This is a genomic window from Flagellimonas lutimaris (genome assembly GCF_003581615.1).
Classification (GTDB): domain Bacteria; phylum Bacteroidota; class Bacteroidia; order Flavobacteriales; family Flavobacteriaceae; genus Flagellimonas; species Flagellimonas lutimaris.
In genome coordinates, this window is record NZ_QXFH01000070.1 from 225,689 (window position 1) to 243,552 (window position 17,864).

Here is a 17,864-nt window from a genome sequence, read left to right on the forward strand (position 1 = left end):
GTCTATTTGTTGAATTCGTATTCCCGTTCTACTCGGCACACTCTAACTTTATACCAAGAGTACCATTTTTGGATTCCTTTCTTTTGGGCTTCTTTATGATCTATCTGGGCTTTCCAGTTAGCAATTGCCTCCAAACTCTCCCAATAACTGATAGAAATTCCTAGACCGTCACGGGCGCTTTCAAAATCTAGAAAACCAGGCTGTTTACGGGCCAATTCTTCCATTTCTTCGGCCATTTTTGCATAACCATCATCACCAGAAGTTCTAAGATTGGTAAAAATTACGGCGTAGTACGGTTTTTTTAGCTCCATTTTAGGTGATGTATTCCTTCTCCATAAAGTAATTGACCAAGGCTTCCTTCATTAAAACGGATTGTTCCCCTGCCTTTAATGGTGGTAACTGTTCTTTTATTTTATAATGAGGCCATCCATCATCGTCGAAAAAATCAAAATCGTAGTAGCCATACGGTTCCAAAAGCCTGCAAATCGCAATATGCATTAAATTGACCTTCTCGTCCTTTTTGAACTTACGATGAAAATTGCCCAATTCCTGAACTCCTACCAAATAAACAATTCCATCCAATTCCAACGGGTCACCATCAGAAAATTGTGCAGACAGTTTCTGAACCAGATAGTCCCATCGTTCCTTTAATTGTTCGTCTCTTGACATGTGTTTTGATATGAGTACCAAAGGTACAAATCAATATTCTATATTTGTTAAAACCCACGTATGAGCTTTTTGGATATAATCATCGGAATTCTATTGGTTTGGGGCCTTTACAAAGGTCTCAAAAATGGCCTTTTTGTGGAATTGGCCTCTTTGATTGCCCTTATTGCAGGAATTTACGGTGCAATCCATTTTTCGTACATCACGGGCGACTACCTCGCCGAGCGCTTTGACTGGAGCGACCAATACTTAAAAATTACTGCATTTTTGATTACGTTTTTTGCCATTATAATAGTGGTGAACTTGGCTGGCAAATTCCTGACCAAGATTGCTGATTTCGCAATGCTCGGACTATTGAACAAAATCGCTGGGGGTATTTTCGGTGCCCTAAAAGTTGCCGTTATCTTAGGTGCTTTCCTTATTTTCTTCGAAAGGCTTGCCTCTCCCCTAGGACTTATCAATGAGGAAACCAAAGAGGAATCCGTTTTCTATGAGCCTATCAAAGAATTGGGCGCACTGGTTTTTTCCTATGTTTTCGATGATGAGGAAAACTCCCCTAATGAGAAAGTCGAGGCAAAGGAAGAAATCATATAAACGGTGCACTTTTTCCGATAAAAGGATTTGCATGGTGCCCTACAAATACTGTTGCCCCCCTATTTCCTGTATTTCAACGTGATAATCCATCTCGATATGGAAATTTCATGGAAAAGGAAGGAGTCTCCATTATTTTAGCAAAGAGAACACCAGGGAGCTTAGAACACTCCCAAAAAACACCCCGAAATGAAAAAATTATATGGCACTTTGCTGGTCATAGTGCTTGCCGTTGCCTTGAGTGATTGCAGCACAACATCTACCCAAGAAGAAGAACAAGGATATACCGAAGCAACCCTTGGAAATGAAAAAGTAACCATTGACCCAGAAAAAATGGAGGAAGAACTGGTTGGTTTGGTAAACCAACACCGAACTTCAATTGGTTTAAATTCTTTGGCAAACAGCGCTCCTGCATATAAATATGCAGAAGAACATACAGATTACATGATTTCACACAATGTCCTGAGTCACGATAATTTTGACTGGCGGGCATCCCAGGTTGCCGAAGAGACCCATGCTGTGAGTGTTTCAGAAAATGTGGCAAGATATTATGCCTCAGCAGAAAAAACCTTGGAAGCGTGGGTGGAAAGCGCTTCACACAAGGAAGCCATGGAAGGAGACTTCACTCACACCACCTTGAGTATTCAACTGGATAAAAATGGAAGACCTTATTTTACGCAGATATTCATCAAAGTAGAGTAACAAAACAAGAATCTTAATTTTAAAAAGAACTGCAACTTGGTGGGTCTTTTTTGTCAATTGCTATGTTGCCAGAAAGGTTTTTTTTACCTTTCATAAAATCTTTGAACATGGCAATAAAGGCACCTTTCAACCTTAACAAATGGATTGAGGAAAACCGGGAAACCCTAAAACCTCCGGTTGGCAATAGAAATCTTTACAAAGAGTCCGGGGATTATATTGTTATGATTGTGGCCGGACCCAATGCACGTAAGGATTATCACTATAACGAAACAGAGGAGTTATTTTATCAGCTCGAAGGACAAATAGAAGTGCACATACAAGAAGATGGCCAAAAAAAGACCATGAAATTGGGGCCTGGCGATATGTACCTTCATCCAGCTAAAGTTCCACATTCCCCTGCCCGCCAAAAAGGTTCCATTGGGCTGGTAGTGGAGCGAAAACGTGTAGATTTGGATGCTGAAGATGGATTGCTTTGGTTCTGTGACAACTGCAATCATAAATTGTACGAGGTCTATTTTAAACTGAATGATATTGAGAAGGACTTTCTAGGTCATTTTAAACACTTTTACGGTTCGGAAGAATTGCGCACTTGTGATAACTGTGGAACCGTTATGCCCGTTGACGAACGTTTTATAGCCAAAGAAGAATGATGCTCCTATTCGCAAAAATCATCATTTTGATTGTGACCTTGCTCCACATCTATTTTATGTGGTTGGAAATGTTCGCATGGACTACCAAGGCCAAAAAAGTGTTCCGAACCTTTCCTGAAGAATTATTTGAACCCACAAAAACTTTGGCAGCAAACCAAGGTCTTTACAATGGGTTTTTGGCTGCAGGGCTTATTTGGTCCTTGGTGATACAAGATGCTACATGGCAAGTTTATGTGGGGTTCTTCTTTTTGGGATGTGTTGCGATTGCCGGTATTTATGGTGCATTAACAGCGTCAAAAAAAATATTTATGGTTCAGGGGCTTCCAGCCATTATAGGGATAATTCTTCTCCTGGTCCATCAATTCCTCTAAACCGTTTATCCTCTTGGAGAATATTCGTAATATTGTAAAAATATAACAATACATCACTAAAAAGTTATAAATGTCAAAAATTGCAACTGCTTTTGGAATAGAAGAAGCCTTAAAAGAACTTGGCTTAAATGAAATAAACAACGGTACTTCCACAGGAAAAGATTGGTTTTCCAATGGAAATATCATTGAATCCTACTCACCTGTTGATGGAGCTTTAATCGGAAAAGTTAAAGCAACAACTCCAGAGGATTACGAAAAAGTAATTAGTACGGCTCAAGAAGGTTTTAAAAAATGGAGAACTATGCCGGCCCCACAACGTGGTGAAGTGGTTCGACAGTTTAATGACGAACTTCGGAGATTGAAAGAACCATTGGGAAAACTGGTATCCTACGAAATGGGAAAAAGCTACCAGGAAGGATTGGGCGAAGTACAGGAAATGATTGATATCTGTGACTTTGCCGTAGGTTTATCAAGGCAATTGCACGGACTTACCATGCACAGTGAGCGCCCTGGTCATAGAATGTACGAGCAATATCACCCACTTGGTGTTGTAGGCATAATTTCGGCCTTCAACTTCCCTGTTGCAGTTTGGTCATGGAACACCGCCCTAGCTTGGGTTTGTGGTGATGCCTGTATTTGGAAAGGCTCTGAAAAAACTCCAATGACATCCGTGGCTTGCCAAAATATCGCTGCCCGTGTGTTTACCGAAAATGGTGTTCCCGAAGGTATTTCTTGCTTGATTACAGGCGACTACCACGTAGGTGAACTCATGACAAAAGACGAACGAGTCCCATTGATTTCGGCTACTGGTTCCACCCGCATGGGAAAGATAGTTGCACAAACAGTTGCAGGACGTCTTGGAAAAACATTATTGGAGCTTGGTGGAAACAACGCCATTATCGTAACACCCGATGCCAACATTAAAAACACCGTAATCGGTGCCGTATTCGGCGCTGTTGGTACTTGTGGCCAACGTTGCACTTCAACGCGCCGATTGATTGTTCACGAGGATGTGTACGATAAGGTGAAAAATGCCATTGTAGATGCCTATAAGCAAATAAGAATTGGCAACCCATTGGACGAAAACAACCATGTTGGACCACTAATTGATAAAGATGCTGTAAAAAATTATTTAAACGCCTTAGAAAAAGTCGAAGCCGAAGGTGGAAACGTTTTGGTCAAAGGCGGTGTATTGGAAGGCGAGGGCTATGAAAGTGGTTGCTATGTAAAACCTGCCATTGCCGAAGCAGAAAACCATTACGAAATTGTTCAGCACGAAACATTTGGTCCGGTTTTATATATTTTGAAATATAAAGGTGACCTTCAAAATGCTTTGGACATGCAAAACGGTGTTAGGCAAGGTCTTTCATCTGCTATAATGACGAATAATTTAAGAGAAGCTGAACGATTCCTTTCCGTTGAAGGTTCCGATTGCGGTATCGCCAACGTGAACATTGGTACATCTGGAGCAGAAATTGGAGGAGCCTTTGGTGGTGAAAAAGAAACTGGAGGCGGTAGAGAAAGTGGTTCCGATGCTTGGAAAGTGTACATGCGCAGACAAACCAATACCATTAACTACACAACCGAGTTGCCATTGGCCCAAGGCATTAAGTTTGATCTATAAAAACAAAAAGCCGCCCGTTCAGCATGTAACTGAATTGGGCGGTCTTTAAAACCAACTTAACTAACTCAAACTTAACTTTAAAACCCTACTCCAATGCCGGAACTTTGTCGGGAGAAATAGGGTTCTTTACCTAATATTTGGCCTAAATCTCATCATATTTATTCAAGTATCTAAGAGATATCTTACAAGTGGATCCAAAAACTGTATGTTTGGTTCTATTTGTTCTGTTTTCTGTCTTTTGATTTTTCCATTTGATCCCTTCTTTTTCGAGATACCTCAACTTCTGATACTTTAATTTAGAATTTTAAGATTTTTTTAATATTTTAAATGGGCAGTTTTTGCTGTTCAAATATCTAAACTATGGATTGGGAAAGTTCAACTATATGGTATTGGATTATTTTGGCTATCACGGGAATTATTTCCGGAATCCTTGGATACTTTTTTGGAAAGTCGGACACGCCATCAATTCAAGAAAAATCGTTTGAAATAAATACACTAGAAATACAGAACGCCAAATTAAAATCCGATTTGGAGACATGTCGTAAAAGGCTTGAATCCTTCACTACTAAAACTAAACAGCTTGAATTTGATAACCATACAAATTCTTTACAAAGTAAGTCTTTCTCTTTTGATACAGGCGAAGCTAAAGCTGCGTTTGGAAAAACCATCAAGGAAAATGACCTAAAGCTTGTTGAGGGTATCGGTCCAAAAATTGAAGGCCTATTTCACAATTTCGGCATTAAAACCTGGAAAGAACTTGCTGAAACCTCCGCGGATAAATGTCAGGAAGTGCTGGACTCTGGCGGAAAACGTTATCGCATCCATGATCCTGCCTCATGGCCCATGCAAGCAAAAATGGCCTACGAGGGTCATTGGGAACAATTATTCGAGTGGCAGGAAAAGCATCGTGCCGGCAAATACTAGTCAGCAAGACCGACCTGTCTTTCTACAACATTCCGTTTGCTTGCACCCATTTAAAGGTATATTGATCTTGTGAAAATTGCATGCGCTCTGATATACGCTGTAATCTTTCTGGAAGTTTCATTAAATAAACCCGGGCCTTTTCCGCTTGATCGGAAAGTCCTCGAAGATTCCCAATTTCCCAATAATCGTTCAGCTTTTTCAAGATATCGATATAGTCCTGCGCAGTGTATACCCCCAAACGCTGGGCACAATTGGAAAACTGCTCGAACGCCTCGCCAATATTTCCTCCTGATTCCCTTAAAAAATGGGCAGGCATCACTATTTTTTTCTTCATCATATCGGCAAATGCCAATACCATCCCATCCGGGTCTTGTCCTATAATCGTCTTTACAAATTCCCGATACGCTAAATGATGTCTCATTTCATCACCTGCAATAATGGTGCACATTTTTGCGAGAAGGGCATTCCCTTTCTTTCTGGCCATTTTTCCCACCCTTTTGTGGGAGATATTGGTAGCAAGCTCCTGAAAAGAGGTGTACACAAAGTTTTTGTATGGGTCTCTATCAGTTCCTATATCAAACCCATCAGAAATTAAATGTTGCGTGGTAATTTCAATCTCCCGCATGTTTACACGACCCGATAGATAGAGATACTTGTTCAAAACATCACCATGTCTGTTCTCCTCCGCAGTCCACGCTCGCACCCATTTGCTCCATCCATTATCCTTGCCGTTGTGTTGATCAATACCTTCTACATCCATTAACCATGATTCATAGGTTGGGAGTGCTTCTTCAGTAATCGTATCGGCCACAAGGGTTACCCAAAAATCATAGCCCAACTCCTTGGCTTCGCCCCTAATCTGCTCTATTTCATCAAAAAAATTATCGCTTTGGGAATCTGGCAAGAAATCAGTGGGCTGCCATATTTTTTCACTTGGAATAAGAAATTCATCAATAAACCCTTCAACTTTGGGTTCAATCGACTGCATCACTTCCAATCTTACATTTTTAATCGACATATATGGGGGTTTTTACAAAGGTCTTCATAATTTAATGAATAAACGTTAATTTCTTCCTCTTTCACCGGGATAAAACGTATGAACCGGGTCACTTTGCCAATATTCCTTGGTTTCTACATCCAACATCGTTAATCCACCCATAAATGCAGCTCCTGTATCCACGTTCCAAACATTAGCCTTCTTTTGTGGTTTTACAAACTCATTTTTGGACAAGGGTGTATGGCCAATAAATACTTCTTTGTAATGGGTCAATCTTTTTGGAAACTTTGGGTCTGTTGGCTTTAAATCTGGATCAAGTGCAGTGGCTAGCTCCCATAATGTCCTGTCCCAATAAAAGGATTGTTCAAAATATTCGTAGTCTATTCCCTTGAGGTTTGTGTAGCCGGCGTGCAAATACAAACGGCTGTCATTAGCCAGATAATAGTTCTTCAAATCTTCATAAAACTTGAGATGCAAATCCCATTTATCCCTATTCGCATTTAAATAAGAGTTCCTTGTAGCAGTGCCACCATGCGCCAACCATTGTGGGTTTTCTTTTTGATCCACCAACCAAGCCCTGCAGAGTTCATCATGGTTTCCGCGAATGAAGGTGCAAGTGTATTCACTTTGTAACTGAATCAAAAAATCAACCGTTTCAACAGCGGTGCTCCAAGCATCTACGTAATCTCCCAAAAAAATAATATGATCATTAGAGGTAACCTTGGCTTTTGTCATTAATTGTTCCAAAGCCCGCACCCCAGAATGGATGTCGCCCACTACAAGTGTCCGCATAGAAAAGTTTTTCGCAATATTACACACAAATGGTTGGCCGATGAAAAATCACAGTGGCTTTATCACGTATTTAACCTACAATTCAAATAAACCTAACTGATTTTTGGACGTGGTATAATTTTCTATGTACCTTAGAATATTTCGAAACAATATGAAGAAAGTATACTGTATTGGTGAATTATTAATTGATTTTGTTGCCGAACGGCAAGGGAGCGACCTTTCCAAAGCGAATGAATTCACCAAAAAAGCAGGCGGTGCCCCGGCCAATGTGGCTTGTGCCATATCCAAATTGGGAGGAAATGGAATCTTTATCGGATGTGTTGGGGACGACCCGTTTGGTAAATTTCTTTTAGAAACTCTCAAAACTGAAGGGGTAGATATTTCGTTGGCCCAACTATCAAAAACCTTTACCACTCTTGCCTTTGTTTCCATTGCGGAAGATGGAGAGCGAGACTTTGTTTTTAGTAGGGGTGCGGATAAGGAACTTAAATACAACCCCGACCTAAGAAAAAATCTTCCAGGAAATATACTGCACCTAGGGGCAGCAACTGCTCTGTTGGGTGGCCCTTTGGAAAAAACATACACCAAATATCTTTTTGATGGCCTTACCAAAGAGATGTTTATTTGCTTCGACCCAAATTTTAGAAGTGACCTTTGGAAAGATGATGAAGAAACCTTCATAAAAAAATGCATGCCTTTTGTGGAGAAATCACATTTGTGCAAGTTCAGCCTTGAGGAAGCTCAATTAATTTCAGGTAAAAAAGATTTAAATGAAGCTTGTGATTTACTACACAAGGCCGGAACAAAAATTATTACCGTTACCTTAGGAAAAGATGGAACTCTTTTAAGTATGAACGGCTCTAAAAAAGTAATTCCAAGTGTTCCTGTTAATCCTGTTGACACTACAGGAGCGGGGGATGCATTTATAGGGTGTTTATTATATCAAATTTCCGATTTGGGTAATTTTGAATCTGTCTTTGAAGATTTTTCTTTAGTTGAAAACATGGTGGCCACAGCCAACAAGGCCGGGGCCATAACCACTACAAATTACGGGGCCATTGTGGCCCTACCAACAAAGGACCAGCTCGAAAAGTAAATGAACCAAGCCAATTTACATAGACTACTTTCTCAAAAAGGGAAAGACAGCAAGGAACTCTTCGACCTTCGGTTGGCCACCAACCTCACCTTGATTCAAAAACAGTTCTTTTCTCTATACTCCGAAGAGCGTCATGAGAAACATTTTCAAAAACTGTTGAAACTTCTGGCCAAATTGTACTTGGACAGACCTGAAGAGTTAAGGAATCAAGATTTGGAGAGATTGAAATCGGGCAATTGGTACCAATCCGAAAAACTTGTTGGCATGCAGTTGTATGTCGAGCATTTCAACAAAGACCTAAAAGGGCTACAAGAAAAAATACCCTACTTTAAAAAATTGGGAATAAACTTTTTACACCTTATGCCTATCACCACAAGGCCCAAAGGGGAAAGTGATGGTGGGTACGCCGTGAACAGCTACCTTCAGGTGGATAAAAAATATGGCTCCAAGGAAGATTTACAGGAATTGACCACGGCATTCCGTAACAATGGTATTTATTTGATGCTCGATTTCGTTGTGAACCACACTTCCAACGAATTTTCTTGGGCTAAAAAAGCGATAAAAGGCGATAAAAAATATCAGGGCTATTATTACACTTTTGAGGATTTCACTATTCCAGAGGAATTTGAAAAAACATTGCCCGAAGTCTTCCCGGAAACCTCACCTGGTAATTTTACCTATATCCCCGAAATGGAAAAATGGGTAATGACGGTATTCAACAGTTATCAATGGGACCTCAACTATACCAACCCCGATGTGTTTTTGGAAATGCTCACCAATTTGGTGAAGTTAACGGATTTGGGCGTGGATGTGGTTCGTTTTGATGCGCTCGCTTTTCTTTGGAAAAAAATCGGGACGATTTCCCAAAACCTTCCCGAAGCCCACAATCTCATTGCCTTGTTCCGAATGTGTTTACAAATTGTTGCTCCGGGCACCATACTTTTGGCAGAGGCCATTGTAGCCCCAATGGACATTGTGAAATATTTTGGAGAAGAAGAAAAACGGGGCAACGAATGTGAAGTGGCCTATAATGCTTCGCTGATGGCACTGTTATGGAATTCCATTGCCACTAAAAAAACTCAATTACTCTATAAAAGTTTGATGCACGTGCCGCCAAAACCCAAAGATTGTACTTGGATCAACTATATCCGTTGCCACGATGATATTGGACTGGGATACGAAAACCACCTCATCGAAGAATTGGGTTGGAATCCCGGGATGCACCGTAAATTTTTATTGGATTACTATTGCCAACGATTGGATTGGTCCCCAGCCACCGGAATGCTTTTTATGTACAACCCAAAAACAGGCGATGGGCGCATCACTGGAAGTGCAGCATCGTTACTGGGAATGGAAAAGGCTTTGGCAACAAAAGATGAAAGTTTACTGGAAGAATCGGTGAAGAAAATCATTTTGCTGCACGGAATCACCTTAGCTTTTGGTGGTATTCCTTTGATTTACGCAGGTGATGAAATTGGCACCTTAAACGATTATTCCTTCCAAAATGATGCATCCAAAAAAGGAGATAGTCGCTGGGTAAATCGCCCCATGCAGGATTGGGAAACCATTTCAAAACTGGACAATCAGAACCTACCTCAGTCCAAAATATTCCATACTCTTCAAAAACTTATCGGAATTAGAAAAAAGAACACGGTTTTTGCGGATAACAATAATCTGGAATTGTGCCACACGGGCAACGACCATATTTTATCATTTGAAAGAACTCAAGACCAAGAGGGGTTGCTTGTTATATGCAATTTTGATGAAAACCCTCAGGTCATCGATAGTAGCTGGATCAAAAAGCTTGGCTATTTCAGTAAAGGGGAACCCTTGGATTTAGTATCCGATGAAAAAATAGAGTTAAACAGTGGTCTTTTGGAAATTGCCCCTTATCAAATGATGTGGTTACAAAGAGATTAGGCGTAATATACCTTCCGCAAAATTCGCTGCGATTCCTTTAACGATTGATATACATGACTATCGTAAGCCTTTATTAAGGCCCGTGAATTATTCATTTTATCCTTGGCTTCTTCAAAACCATTCAAATAACAGATAAGATACGTTGCTGGGAGGTGGGTCATATCCGTATGCTCCGAATCTGTCAATGGAATATGGTTTTCCAACTTTTTCAGAAGCGCATTGTTGGTATTGTAAACATGATACAGCGTTTTCTTATCAAACTGCGGCGGTTCAAATATCAATTTACTGTTGATGGCGTACTTACCATTGTCCGAAAATGTGATCACCATTTCTTCCAATGGATAATATTTTTGTTGTGATCCCAACCCCAGTTGAACATATTCCAAGGTTTTGAACGAATCATCATCATAGTCGATGGTTATTTCATCCAAAGCGGAATAGAAAAGTTTTACTTGTTCGTTGATGAGTTCTATGTCTACTCTTGAATAATAGGTTTTACCCTTTACTTTTTTCTTGTTCCCTGCCCAGCAGACCACAAATTGTTCCTTGAAAACCTTGTAATCACTAGTTAAGTCCGGGTGCCGTGTGTTAAAAAAATTTAGAACGGCGTCCAAAGTGTATTCGATGTTGTTCCGGGCATGTTGCTCTATGGTGGCTACCTTATCGGAGTTAATATCCTTCAACTCAATATCAAAGGCTTTAGGTAGGCTAATGCTCCCTTCCCGAAAGAAAACCGCACCGCCATAATACTTCCAAATATTTTTGCGCAAAGCGCAGACTTTTCCGTTGGATCTAATGGTGACCAGACCGACTACCTTCCCTTCTGGCAGATGGGGAAAGGGAATGTTTTCATAAGAAATCAAGGGTGGATTATCCAAATAGGCATTAACGAGATTCTGGATTTTACTGTCATCAAAAAAATCGACACCTACAATCGTATTATCTTCGTCCTCTACGCCTATTACAATAAAAGAATTGTTTTTTGGATTGCTGTTGGCCAAGGCACAGACATGCTTTAAAAACTTGGCCTTTCCTTCTTTTTCACCTATGGATATAAAACGCTTTTTGTCGTAAAAACTATTTTCGTCGTTGTGGGCTAACAGGTTTTTTACGAGTAGGCGTTTATTGATCATAGTTCCTTCTTCACTATTGTGCTGCTGGCCTGTGCAGTGGGCATCACCACAAGGTCGGCAATGTTTACATGATAAGGACGCGTGACAACAAAAAGAATGATATCCGCAATATCTTCTGGTTTTAAAGGTTGAAAGCCTTGGTACACTTTGGAAGCTTTTTCCGTATCGCCCTTAAAACGAACATCGCTGAATTCTGTTTCCACCAATCCAGGGTTAACTGCTCCAACACGAATTCCGTAAGCATTCAGATCTATCCGCATGCCTTGATTTATCGCATCTACAGCATGCTTACTGGCACAGTACACATTTCCGTTTGGGTAAACTTCCTTCCCCGCTGTAGAACCTATGTTGATGATATGTCCAGATTTGCGTTTCACCATTTTTGGAATGATAGCTTTGGACATGTACAACAATCCTTTAACATTAATATCTAACATAGCGTCCCAGTCATCCGGATTACCCTTGTCGATGGGGTCCAGTCCATGTGCATTCCCTGCATTGTTTACCAGAATATCAATTTCTGAAAACTCCTTGGGTAAATTTTCAATAGCTGAAAACACATCTTCTCGATTTCTTACATCAAAATTTAGAGTGAAAATTGCAGTATCTCTCCCCAGTTCATTTTTGAGTTCTTCCAAACGTTCTTGCCTTCGCCCACATAGAATTAAATTGAATCCTTGCTTTGCAAAAAGTTCCGCTGTTGCTTTACCTATTCCACTCGTAGCTCCAGTTATTAGTGCTGTTTTTTTCATTTTTTATATTGTTTATGGAACATCATGTCCTTGGCCGGCCACCAAAAGGGTGAACCAATCTTGAAGTTCCAATGCTATTTTGCTGGCCTCTGCGGCCAATTCCATTCTTTTTTTATTTGTTGTCCCTATGATCGGATGCACTTTGGCAGGATGTTTTAAAATCCATGCCAAAAGCAACTGGTTCTCATCGGCATCGTACTTGTCCAGCAACGGGCCCATCGCCTCTTTTATACGAGCCGCTTGTTCATCCGTTTCCCTAAAAAATGACCCCAAAGGACTCCAAGCCATGGGCATTCTTTTATTCGCAATACAATCATCAAAAGTTCCATCATACATTGGGTCTCGATGTGTCAGAGAAAATTCGACTTGGTTTCCTTTTACCGGTATGGCCGTTTCCAACATGGCTACTTGGGATGGTGTGAAATTAGATACGCCGAACTGTTTTATTTTACCGCTTTGCAACAATTGCTGTCCAGCTTCTGCCATCTCTACGGGTTCCATTAACGGACTTGGCCTATGCATCAAAAAGAAGTCCAAATAATCCGTCTTCAACTTTCTTAGAGACTCTTCAGCCGACCAAATGATGTAGTCCTTGTCATATTGATAATGATTGATTCGATTATCTCTTCCTCGGGTCAATTGAATACCACATTTGGTGATGAGCTGAATGTTCTCCCTTTTTATTCCGCTATCTCCAAACGCCTCCCCAAAATCCGCTTCGGTGGAGTAGCTTCCGTAAATGTCGGCATGATCAAAAGTGGTTAGGCCACATTCAATGCTATGGTGCATTAATTCAATCATTTCTTTTTTGAAAAGTTTTTTGCCCCAACTGCCCCATGTCATCGCTCCCGATATAATGCGGGAAAAATTCGTTGTCTGTTCCATATGTGCTGAAAGTATAAAATTAAACCCTTAAATCCTTCATAAAACTAGGGGTTTAGCGTTTTTTTTAACCATTAATTAACAGGCAGGTTTTAAATAAATTTTCATTTTGCACACCTTAGAAAAAACCCCGACATTAACACCAAACAATAAAAGTATACAATGGAAGAAAACACTACTATTGATATTAGTGCTGTGAATGAAAAAATCGCCCAGGAAAGCGCTTTTATTGACCTTTTAAAGGTTGAAATGAACAAGGCCATCGTAGGCCAGACCCATATGGTAGAGCGTTTACTGATAGGTCTTTTGGGAAAAGGACATATTTTGCTTGAAGGTGTTCCGGGATTGGCAAAAACATTGGCCATCAACACCTTGGCCAAAGCAGTAAAAGGAAGTTTCAGCAGAATACAATTTACTCCAGATCTTTTGCCTGCCGATGTGGTAGGAACACTTATCTACAATATTAAAGAGAACGATTTCTCCATTAAAAAAGGGCCCATTTTCGCCAACTTTGTTTTGGCAGATGAGATAAACAGGGCTCCCGCAAAAGTGCAATCCGCTCTTTTGGAGGCCATGCAGGAAAAACAGGTGACCATTGGGGATGAAACATTTGTATTGGACGCGCCATTTTTAGTTATGGCCACGCAAAACCCTGTGGAACAAGAAGGTACTTACCCACTTCCCGAAGCACAGGTAGACAGGTTTATGTTAAAAACTGTAATAGACTATCCAAAATTGAACGAAGAGCAACTGATTATCCGTCAAAACCTGAGGGGCAAAACAGAGGCCGTTAACCCTGTGGTTTCTTTAGAGCAAATTCTAAGAGCCCAAGAAGCTGTTGGCGATGTTTACATGGACGAAAAAATTGAAAAATATATTCTCGACCTCATTTTCGCTACACGTTACCCAGAAAAATACAACTTGGAAAGCTTGAAGCCACTTATCAGTTTTGGTGCTTCTCCAAGAGGTAGTATAAACTTGGCCAAAGCATCCAAGTGCTATGCGTTCATCAAGCGAAGAGGTTATGTGGTCCCCGAAGATGTAAGGGCCGTAGTGCACGATGTGCTGCGTCATAGAATTGGAATCACTTACGAGGCCGAGGCAGAAAATATTACTTCCGAAGAAATCATCAACAAGATTGTAAACGAGGTAGAGGTGCCTTAGCGGTTCAATGTTTATCGGAATATAAGTAGCAATACTTTTAACCAACCCGAAAACCTATTTTTTTGAACCAAATGGATACAAAGGAACTACTAAAAAAAGTACGTAAAATTGAAATAAAGACCCGGCGTCTTTCCGACCATATTTTTGGTGGGGAATACCATTCTACGTTCAAAGGTCGGGGGATGACGTTCAGCGAAGTACGCCAGTATCAGTTTGGGGATGATGTACGAAGCATAGACTGGAACGTTACGGCACGCTACAACGAACCCTACGTAAAGGTTTTTGAAGAAGAACGTGAACTCACCATGATGCTGATGGTGGATGTGAGTGGATCGGAACTTTTCGGTACGTCCAACCAGTTCAAAAAAGAAATTATCACCGAAATTTCTGCCACACTTGCCTTTTCCGCGCTTCAGAATAACGATAAAGTAGGATTAATACTTTTTTCTGATGAGGTAGAACTTTTTATCCCTCCTAAAAAAGGAAAAAGCCACGTACTACGAATCATTAGGGAGTTGCTGGAATTCCACCCAAAAAGTAATGAAACAAATCTGGCAGAAGCTTTAAAGTTCCTTACCAATGTGATGAAGAAAAAAGCCATTGTTTTTGTGCTTTCGGATTTTATCGCAGACGAGTATGACAATACACTTCGTATTGTTGGCAATAAACACGATGTAACAGGTATCCGAGTTTATGATGAACGTGAAGAAACTATCCCAAACTTGGGCATGGTGCAAATGCAAGATGCCGAAACAGGGGAAATTCAATTGGTGAACACCCAATCCAAACAGGTGAGATTGGCCTATGGGAAACACTACCGAGATAAAGTGGCCTATTTCACTAATGCCTTTAATAAATCAGGATGCGGTGTAATAAATTGTCGGGCGGATGAAAGCTATGTGAAAAAACTATTGGGGTATTTTAAACGAAGAGGATAATGCTAATTGAAGGTTTACATAAAATAAGAAACAAGATAAGACTCCATATTTTATGGGGGCCTTTAGTGTTTTTATTTCTATTGCCCACGGTTGGTTTTTCGCAAACCGGACCCAAGATAGATGCCGAAGTGGATACTTTGGCCATCAAAATTGGGGAGCAAATCCAATACAGAATAACCGTCGAGACAGACTCTACCGATGTAGTTTTCTTTCCCGAAGGACAAACCTTTTCCCCACTGGAAACTGTAGAGGCCATCATGGCCGATACCCTTAAAAATGATGAGAAGGTCATTCTTCAAAAAATATATTCCCTAACTCAATTTGATAGCGGAGCCTACACCATTCCACCACAGCGAATCGCTATCAACGAGCAACCTTTCTTTACGGACTCTTTTCAAGTGAAGGTTGCCGATGTGGTCGTGGACACCACCAAACAAAAGATGTACGACATCAAACCCTTGATTGAGGTAGAGCGAAGTACCGCCGATATGTGGCTCACCGCGCTCTGGATTTTTTTGGGGTTGATTGTGATCGGAGGATTGGTCTATTGGTTCTTTTTACGGAAGAAACCTTTGACCGAAGAGGAAAAAGTTGCCTTGCTACCGCCGTATGACAGAGCCCTTATGGAGCTAAAAAAGTTAGAGAACTCAAAGTACCTTATCCAGGACGAGTACAAACAATATTATTCGGAGCTTACCGATATTGTACGGTCTTATTTAGAAGAAGATGTGCACGTCTCAGCTATGGAAAGCACTACTTCCGAGCTCATCACTAAACTGGAAATGTTGCGGGATGCGGGCGAACTTAAATTGGATGATGATACGCTGCAACAATTCCAAAAAATATTACAAACGGCGGATTTGGTGAAATTCGCCAAATCCAAACCAGCTACATCCATTGCAGAGCAAGACAGAATGGTAGTTGAGCAGATTGTGACCAAAACCCACGAAGCTTTACCAGAACCTACTGAGGAGGATTTACTTCTGGATGAAGAATACCTGGAAGAGCTGGTCAAGAAAAAACAACGAAAAAGAATTTATTTGGCCGCTGCAATTTTTGCAGGAATCATTGTTTTGAGCAGTGTGTTTTCTGTTGCCTACTTTGGTTTCAAGCAAGTTAGGGATACTGTGTTCGGTTACCCTACCAAAGAACTTTTGGAAGGCGAATGGGTAGCGAGCTCCTATGGCTTCCCACCCATTCAATTGGAAACACCCGATGTTTTGGTGCGCCAAGATGTGGAGCTTCCCAAAGAAACCGAAGAGTTGATCAAAGAGCTTCAGGCTTTCTCATATGGAAGTTATGTGGGAATATTTTCGGTAAGTACCAGCTCCATCACATTTAAAGAACAAAAAGAAGATCCCCAATTTGATGCTGTAATCGGCTCAACCCTGAACAATTTTGAACAACTGGGGCTAAAAAATATCATCACCAAGCAAGAGGAGTTTGTCACCCAATCTGGTGTAAAGGGAGTGAAAACCTTTGGCACTGGAACTTTGGAAACACCTAAAGGCGATTCCAAAAAAGCGAAGTATAGTATTCTTTCTTTTGGTGGCAAAGGTTTTATCCAGCAAGTGGTAATTACGTGGGAAGAAGGCGATGAATATGCAGAGCAGATTGTAGACCGAATTTTGAACAGTTTAGACGTAAAAACACAAGCATAGATGTTTGAGAATATAGAATTTGCAAATCCTGAATTTTTCTGGCTGCTTCTTTTCCTGCCACTGGCTTTGCTATGGTATTTTTTCAAACGGAAAAATGAAATGGCGTCCTTGCGCATTTCAAGTATCAAAGGATTTACAGTGACTAGTTGGGCCTCAAAATTAAAACCTGTTCTCTTCGGTATTCGGTTGCTGGCCTTGGCTGCCATTATTACGGCATTGGCACGGCCACAAACAGAGGATATATCCACTAGGACCAAAACCACAAAGGGTATCGATATTGTAATGGCCATCGATGTTTCTTCCAGTATGCTGGCCCGTGACCTGAAGCCCAATCGCTTGTCCGCCCTTAAGGACGTGGCGGCAAATTTTATAGAAGAACGACCCAACGACCGTATTGGATTGGTCGGTTATGCTGGGGAAAGCTATACCAAGACACCTATAACAAGTGACAAGACCATTGTTTTAAATGCCCTTGAAGACATTACCTATGGTGAACTTGAAGATGGTACCGCTATTGGAATGGGCCTGGCAACATCGGTAAACCGATTAAAAGAAAGCAAAGCGGTAAGTAAAGTTATCATTCTTTTAACGGATGGTGTCAATAATTCTGGCTTTATTGAACCCAGAACTGCTGCTGACTTGGCGGTGGAGTTTGGGATTAAAACATACACCATTGGTTTAGGAACTAACGGAAATGCATTATCTCCCATCGCTTATAACAGGGATGGTTCTTTCAGATACGGAATGCGACAAGTGGAAATTGATGAAGAATTGCTGGAAGAAATTGCTGAGGTAACCGGAGGAAAATATTTCCGTGCTACTGACAATGAATCTTTGGAAGAAATTTATGATGAGATCAACAAGTTGGAAAAAACAGAAATAGAAGAATTTAAATATTACAAATACGAGGAAAAATTCAGACCGTTGATTTTCTTGGCCGGGATTTTGTTGTTGTTGGAATGGGGATTGCGTAATTCCATATTTAAAAGTTTTATTTAGAG

19 protein-coding genes are annotated in these 17,864 nt (G+C 40.7%); 12 read left to right on the forward strand and 7 right to left on the reverse strand.

The window, feature by feature from the left end:
• Positions 1 to 2: 2 nt before the first annotated feature.
• Positions 3 to 311: an antibiotic biosynthesis monooxygenase family protein gene (locus tag D2V08_RS05455; protein ID WP_119607056.1), complete on the reverse strand. Its 309-nt coding sequence runs from the start codon at positions 309 to 311 to the stop codon at positions 3 to 5.
• A 1-nt stretch (position 312) separates the two neighbouring features.
• Positions 313 to 669, reverse strand: a complete 357-nt coding sequence (locus D2V08_RS05460) for a hypothetical protein (protein ID WP_119607057.1) — start codon at positions 667 to 669, stop codon at positions 313 to 315.
• A gap of 60 nt (positions 670 to 729) precedes the next feature.
• Here D2V08_RS05460 and D2V08_RS05465 point away from each other — a divergent pair, with 60 nt between their 5' ends.
• From D2V08_RS05465 to D2V08_RS05490, 6 genes are all read left to right on the forward strand, one after another.
• A complete protein-coding gene (locus tag D2V08_RS05465; RefSeq protein WP_119607058.1) occupies positions 730 to 1,260 on the forward strand; it encodes a CvpA family protein in 531 nt (176 codons plus the stop codon).
• A 186-nt stretch (positions 1,261 to 1,446) separates the two neighbouring features.
• The gene (locus D2V08_RS05470) at positions 1,447 to 1,959 is read left to right on the forward strand and encodes a CAP domain-containing protein (RefSeq protein ID WP_119607059.1); all 513 of its coding nucleotides are present in this window, start codon (positions 1,447 to 1,449) and stop codon (positions 1,957 to 1,959) included.
• A gap of 107 nt (positions 1,960 to 2,066) precedes the next feature.
• Positions 2,067 to 2,609 carry a 3-hydroxyanthranilate 3,4-dioxygenase gene (locus tag D2V08_RS05475; RefSeq protein WP_119607060.1) on the forward strand — a complete coding sequence of 181 codons (543 nt, stop codon included), beginning with the start codon at positions 2,067 to 2,069 and terminating at the stop codon, positions 2,607 to 2,609.
• Positions 2,609 to 2,980 (forward strand): DUF1304 domain-containing protein, encoded by a 372-nt coding sequence (locus D2V08_RS05480; RefSeq protein WP_119607714.1) that lies wholly within the window; start codon positions 2,609 to 2,611, stop codon positions 2,978 to 2,980. Before D2V08_RS05475 ends, D2V08_RS05480 begins: the two co-directional genes overlap by 1 nt.
• A 70-nt stretch (positions 2,981 to 3,050) precedes the next feature.
• The gene (gene amaB, locus D2V08_RS05485; RefSeq protein ID WP_119607061.1) at positions 3,051 to 4,604 is read left to right on the forward strand and encodes an L-piperidine-6-carboxylate dehydrogenase; all 1,554 of its coding nucleotides are present in this window, start codon (positions 3,051 to 3,053) and stop codon (positions 4,602 to 4,604) included.
• A 360-nt stretch (positions 4,605 to 4,964) separates the two neighbouring features.
• The gene (locus tag D2V08_RS05490) at positions 4,965 to 5,528 is read left to right on the forward strand and encodes a helix-hairpin-helix domain-containing protein (protein WP_182835494.1); all 564 of its coding nucleotides are present in this window, start codon (positions 4,965 to 4,967) and stop codon (positions 5,526 to 5,528) included.
• A gap of 22 nt (positions 5,529 to 5,550) precedes the next feature.
• On the opposite strand, the gene D2V08_RS05495 is transcribed toward D2V08_RS05490, so the two are convergent.
• Both D2V08_RS05495 and D2V08_RS05500 read right to left on the reverse strand, forming a co-directional pair.
• Positions 5,551 to 6,546 (reverse strand): acyl-ACP desaturase, encoded by a 996-nt coding sequence (locus D2V08_RS05495; protein ID WP_119607062.1) that lies wholly within the window; start codon positions 6,544 to 6,546, stop codon positions 5,551 to 5,553.
• 45 nt (positions 6,547 to 6,591) lie between these two features.
• Entirely contained in the window at positions 6,592 to 7,317 is a 726-nt protein-coding gene (locus D2V08_RS05500; RefSeq protein ID WP_119607063.1) for a metallophosphoesterase, read from the reverse strand.
• Between the two features lie 151 nt (positions 7,318 to 7,468).
• Here D2V08_RS05500 and D2V08_RS05505 point away from each other — a divergent pair, with 151 nt between their 5' ends.
• Positions 7,469 to 8,413, forward strand: a complete 945-nt coding sequence (locus tag D2V08_RS05505; RefSeq protein WP_119607716.1) for a carbohydrate kinase family protein — start codon at positions 7,469 to 7,471, stop codon at positions 8,411 to 8,413.
• Positions 8,414 to 10,333, forward strand: a complete 1,920-nt coding sequence (locus D2V08_RS05510; RefSeq protein ID WP_119607064.1) for an alpha-amylase family glycosyl hydrolase — start codon at positions 8,414 to 8,416, stop codon at positions 10,331 to 10,333.
• Here the strand turns inward: D2V08_RS05510 and D2V08_RS05515 are convergent.
• Genes D2V08_RS05515 through D2V08_RS05525 form a run of 3 tightly spaced genes read right to left on the reverse strand, consistent with a single transcriptional unit; the run spans position 10,330 to position 13,103 of the window.
• Positions 10,330 to 11,466, reverse strand: a complete 1,137-nt coding sequence (locus D2V08_RS05515; protein WP_119607065.1) for an ATP-binding protein — start codon at positions 11,464 to 11,466, stop codon at positions 10,330 to 10,332. The genes D2V08_RS05510 and D2V08_RS05515 overlap by 4 nt on opposite strands.
• On the reverse strand, positions 11,463 to 12,218 hold the full coding sequence (locus D2V08_RS05520) for an SDR family NAD(P)-dependent oxidoreductase (protein ID WP_119607066.1): 756 nt from the start codon (positions 12,216 to 12,218) through the stop codon (positions 11,463 to 11,465). The genes D2V08_RS05515 and D2V08_RS05520 overlap by 4 nt, the downstream gene beginning before the upstream one ends.
• Positions 12,219 to 12,230: 12 nt before the next feature.
• A complete protein-coding gene (locus tag D2V08_RS05525; RefSeq protein ID WP_119607067.1) occupies positions 12,231 to 13,103 on the reverse strand; it encodes an aldo/keto reductase in 873 nt (290 codons plus the stop codon).
• Between the two features lie 159 nt (positions 13,104 to 13,262).
• Here D2V08_RS05525 and D2V08_RS05530 point away from each other — a divergent pair, with 159 nt between their 5' ends.
• The 4 genes from D2V08_RS05530 to D2V08_RS05545 all read left to right on the forward strand — a co-directional run bounded on the left by D2V08_RS05530 (position 13,263) and on the right by D2V08_RS05545 (position 17,862).
• Positions 13,263 to 14,264 carry an AAA family ATPase gene (locus tag D2V08_RS05530; RefSeq protein WP_119607068.1) on the forward strand — a complete coding sequence of 334 codons (1,002 nt, stop codon included), beginning with the start codon at positions 13,263 to 13,265 and terminating at the stop codon, positions 14,262 to 14,264.
• A 71-nt stretch (positions 14,265 to 14,335) separates the two neighbouring features.
• A complete protein-coding gene (locus D2V08_RS05535; protein WP_119607069.1) occupies positions 14,336 to 15,202 on the forward strand; it encodes a DUF58 domain-containing protein in 867 nt (288 codons plus the stop codon).
• The gene (locus D2V08_RS05540; protein ID WP_119607070.1) at positions 15,202 to 16,863 is read left to right on the forward strand and encodes a BatD family protein; all 1,662 of its coding nucleotides are present in this window, start codon (positions 15,202 to 15,204) and stop codon (positions 16,861 to 16,863) included. Before D2V08_RS05535 ends, D2V08_RS05540 begins: the two co-directional genes overlap by 1 nt.
• Positions 16,864 to 17,862 carry a vWA domain-containing protein gene (locus tag D2V08_RS05545; protein ID WP_119607071.1) on the forward strand — a complete coding sequence of 333 codons (999 nt, stop codon included), beginning with the start codon at positions 16,864 to 16,866 and terminating at the stop codon, positions 17,860 to 17,862. It abuts the gene before it with no gap.
• Positions 17,863 to 17,864: the final 2 nt, after the last annotated feature.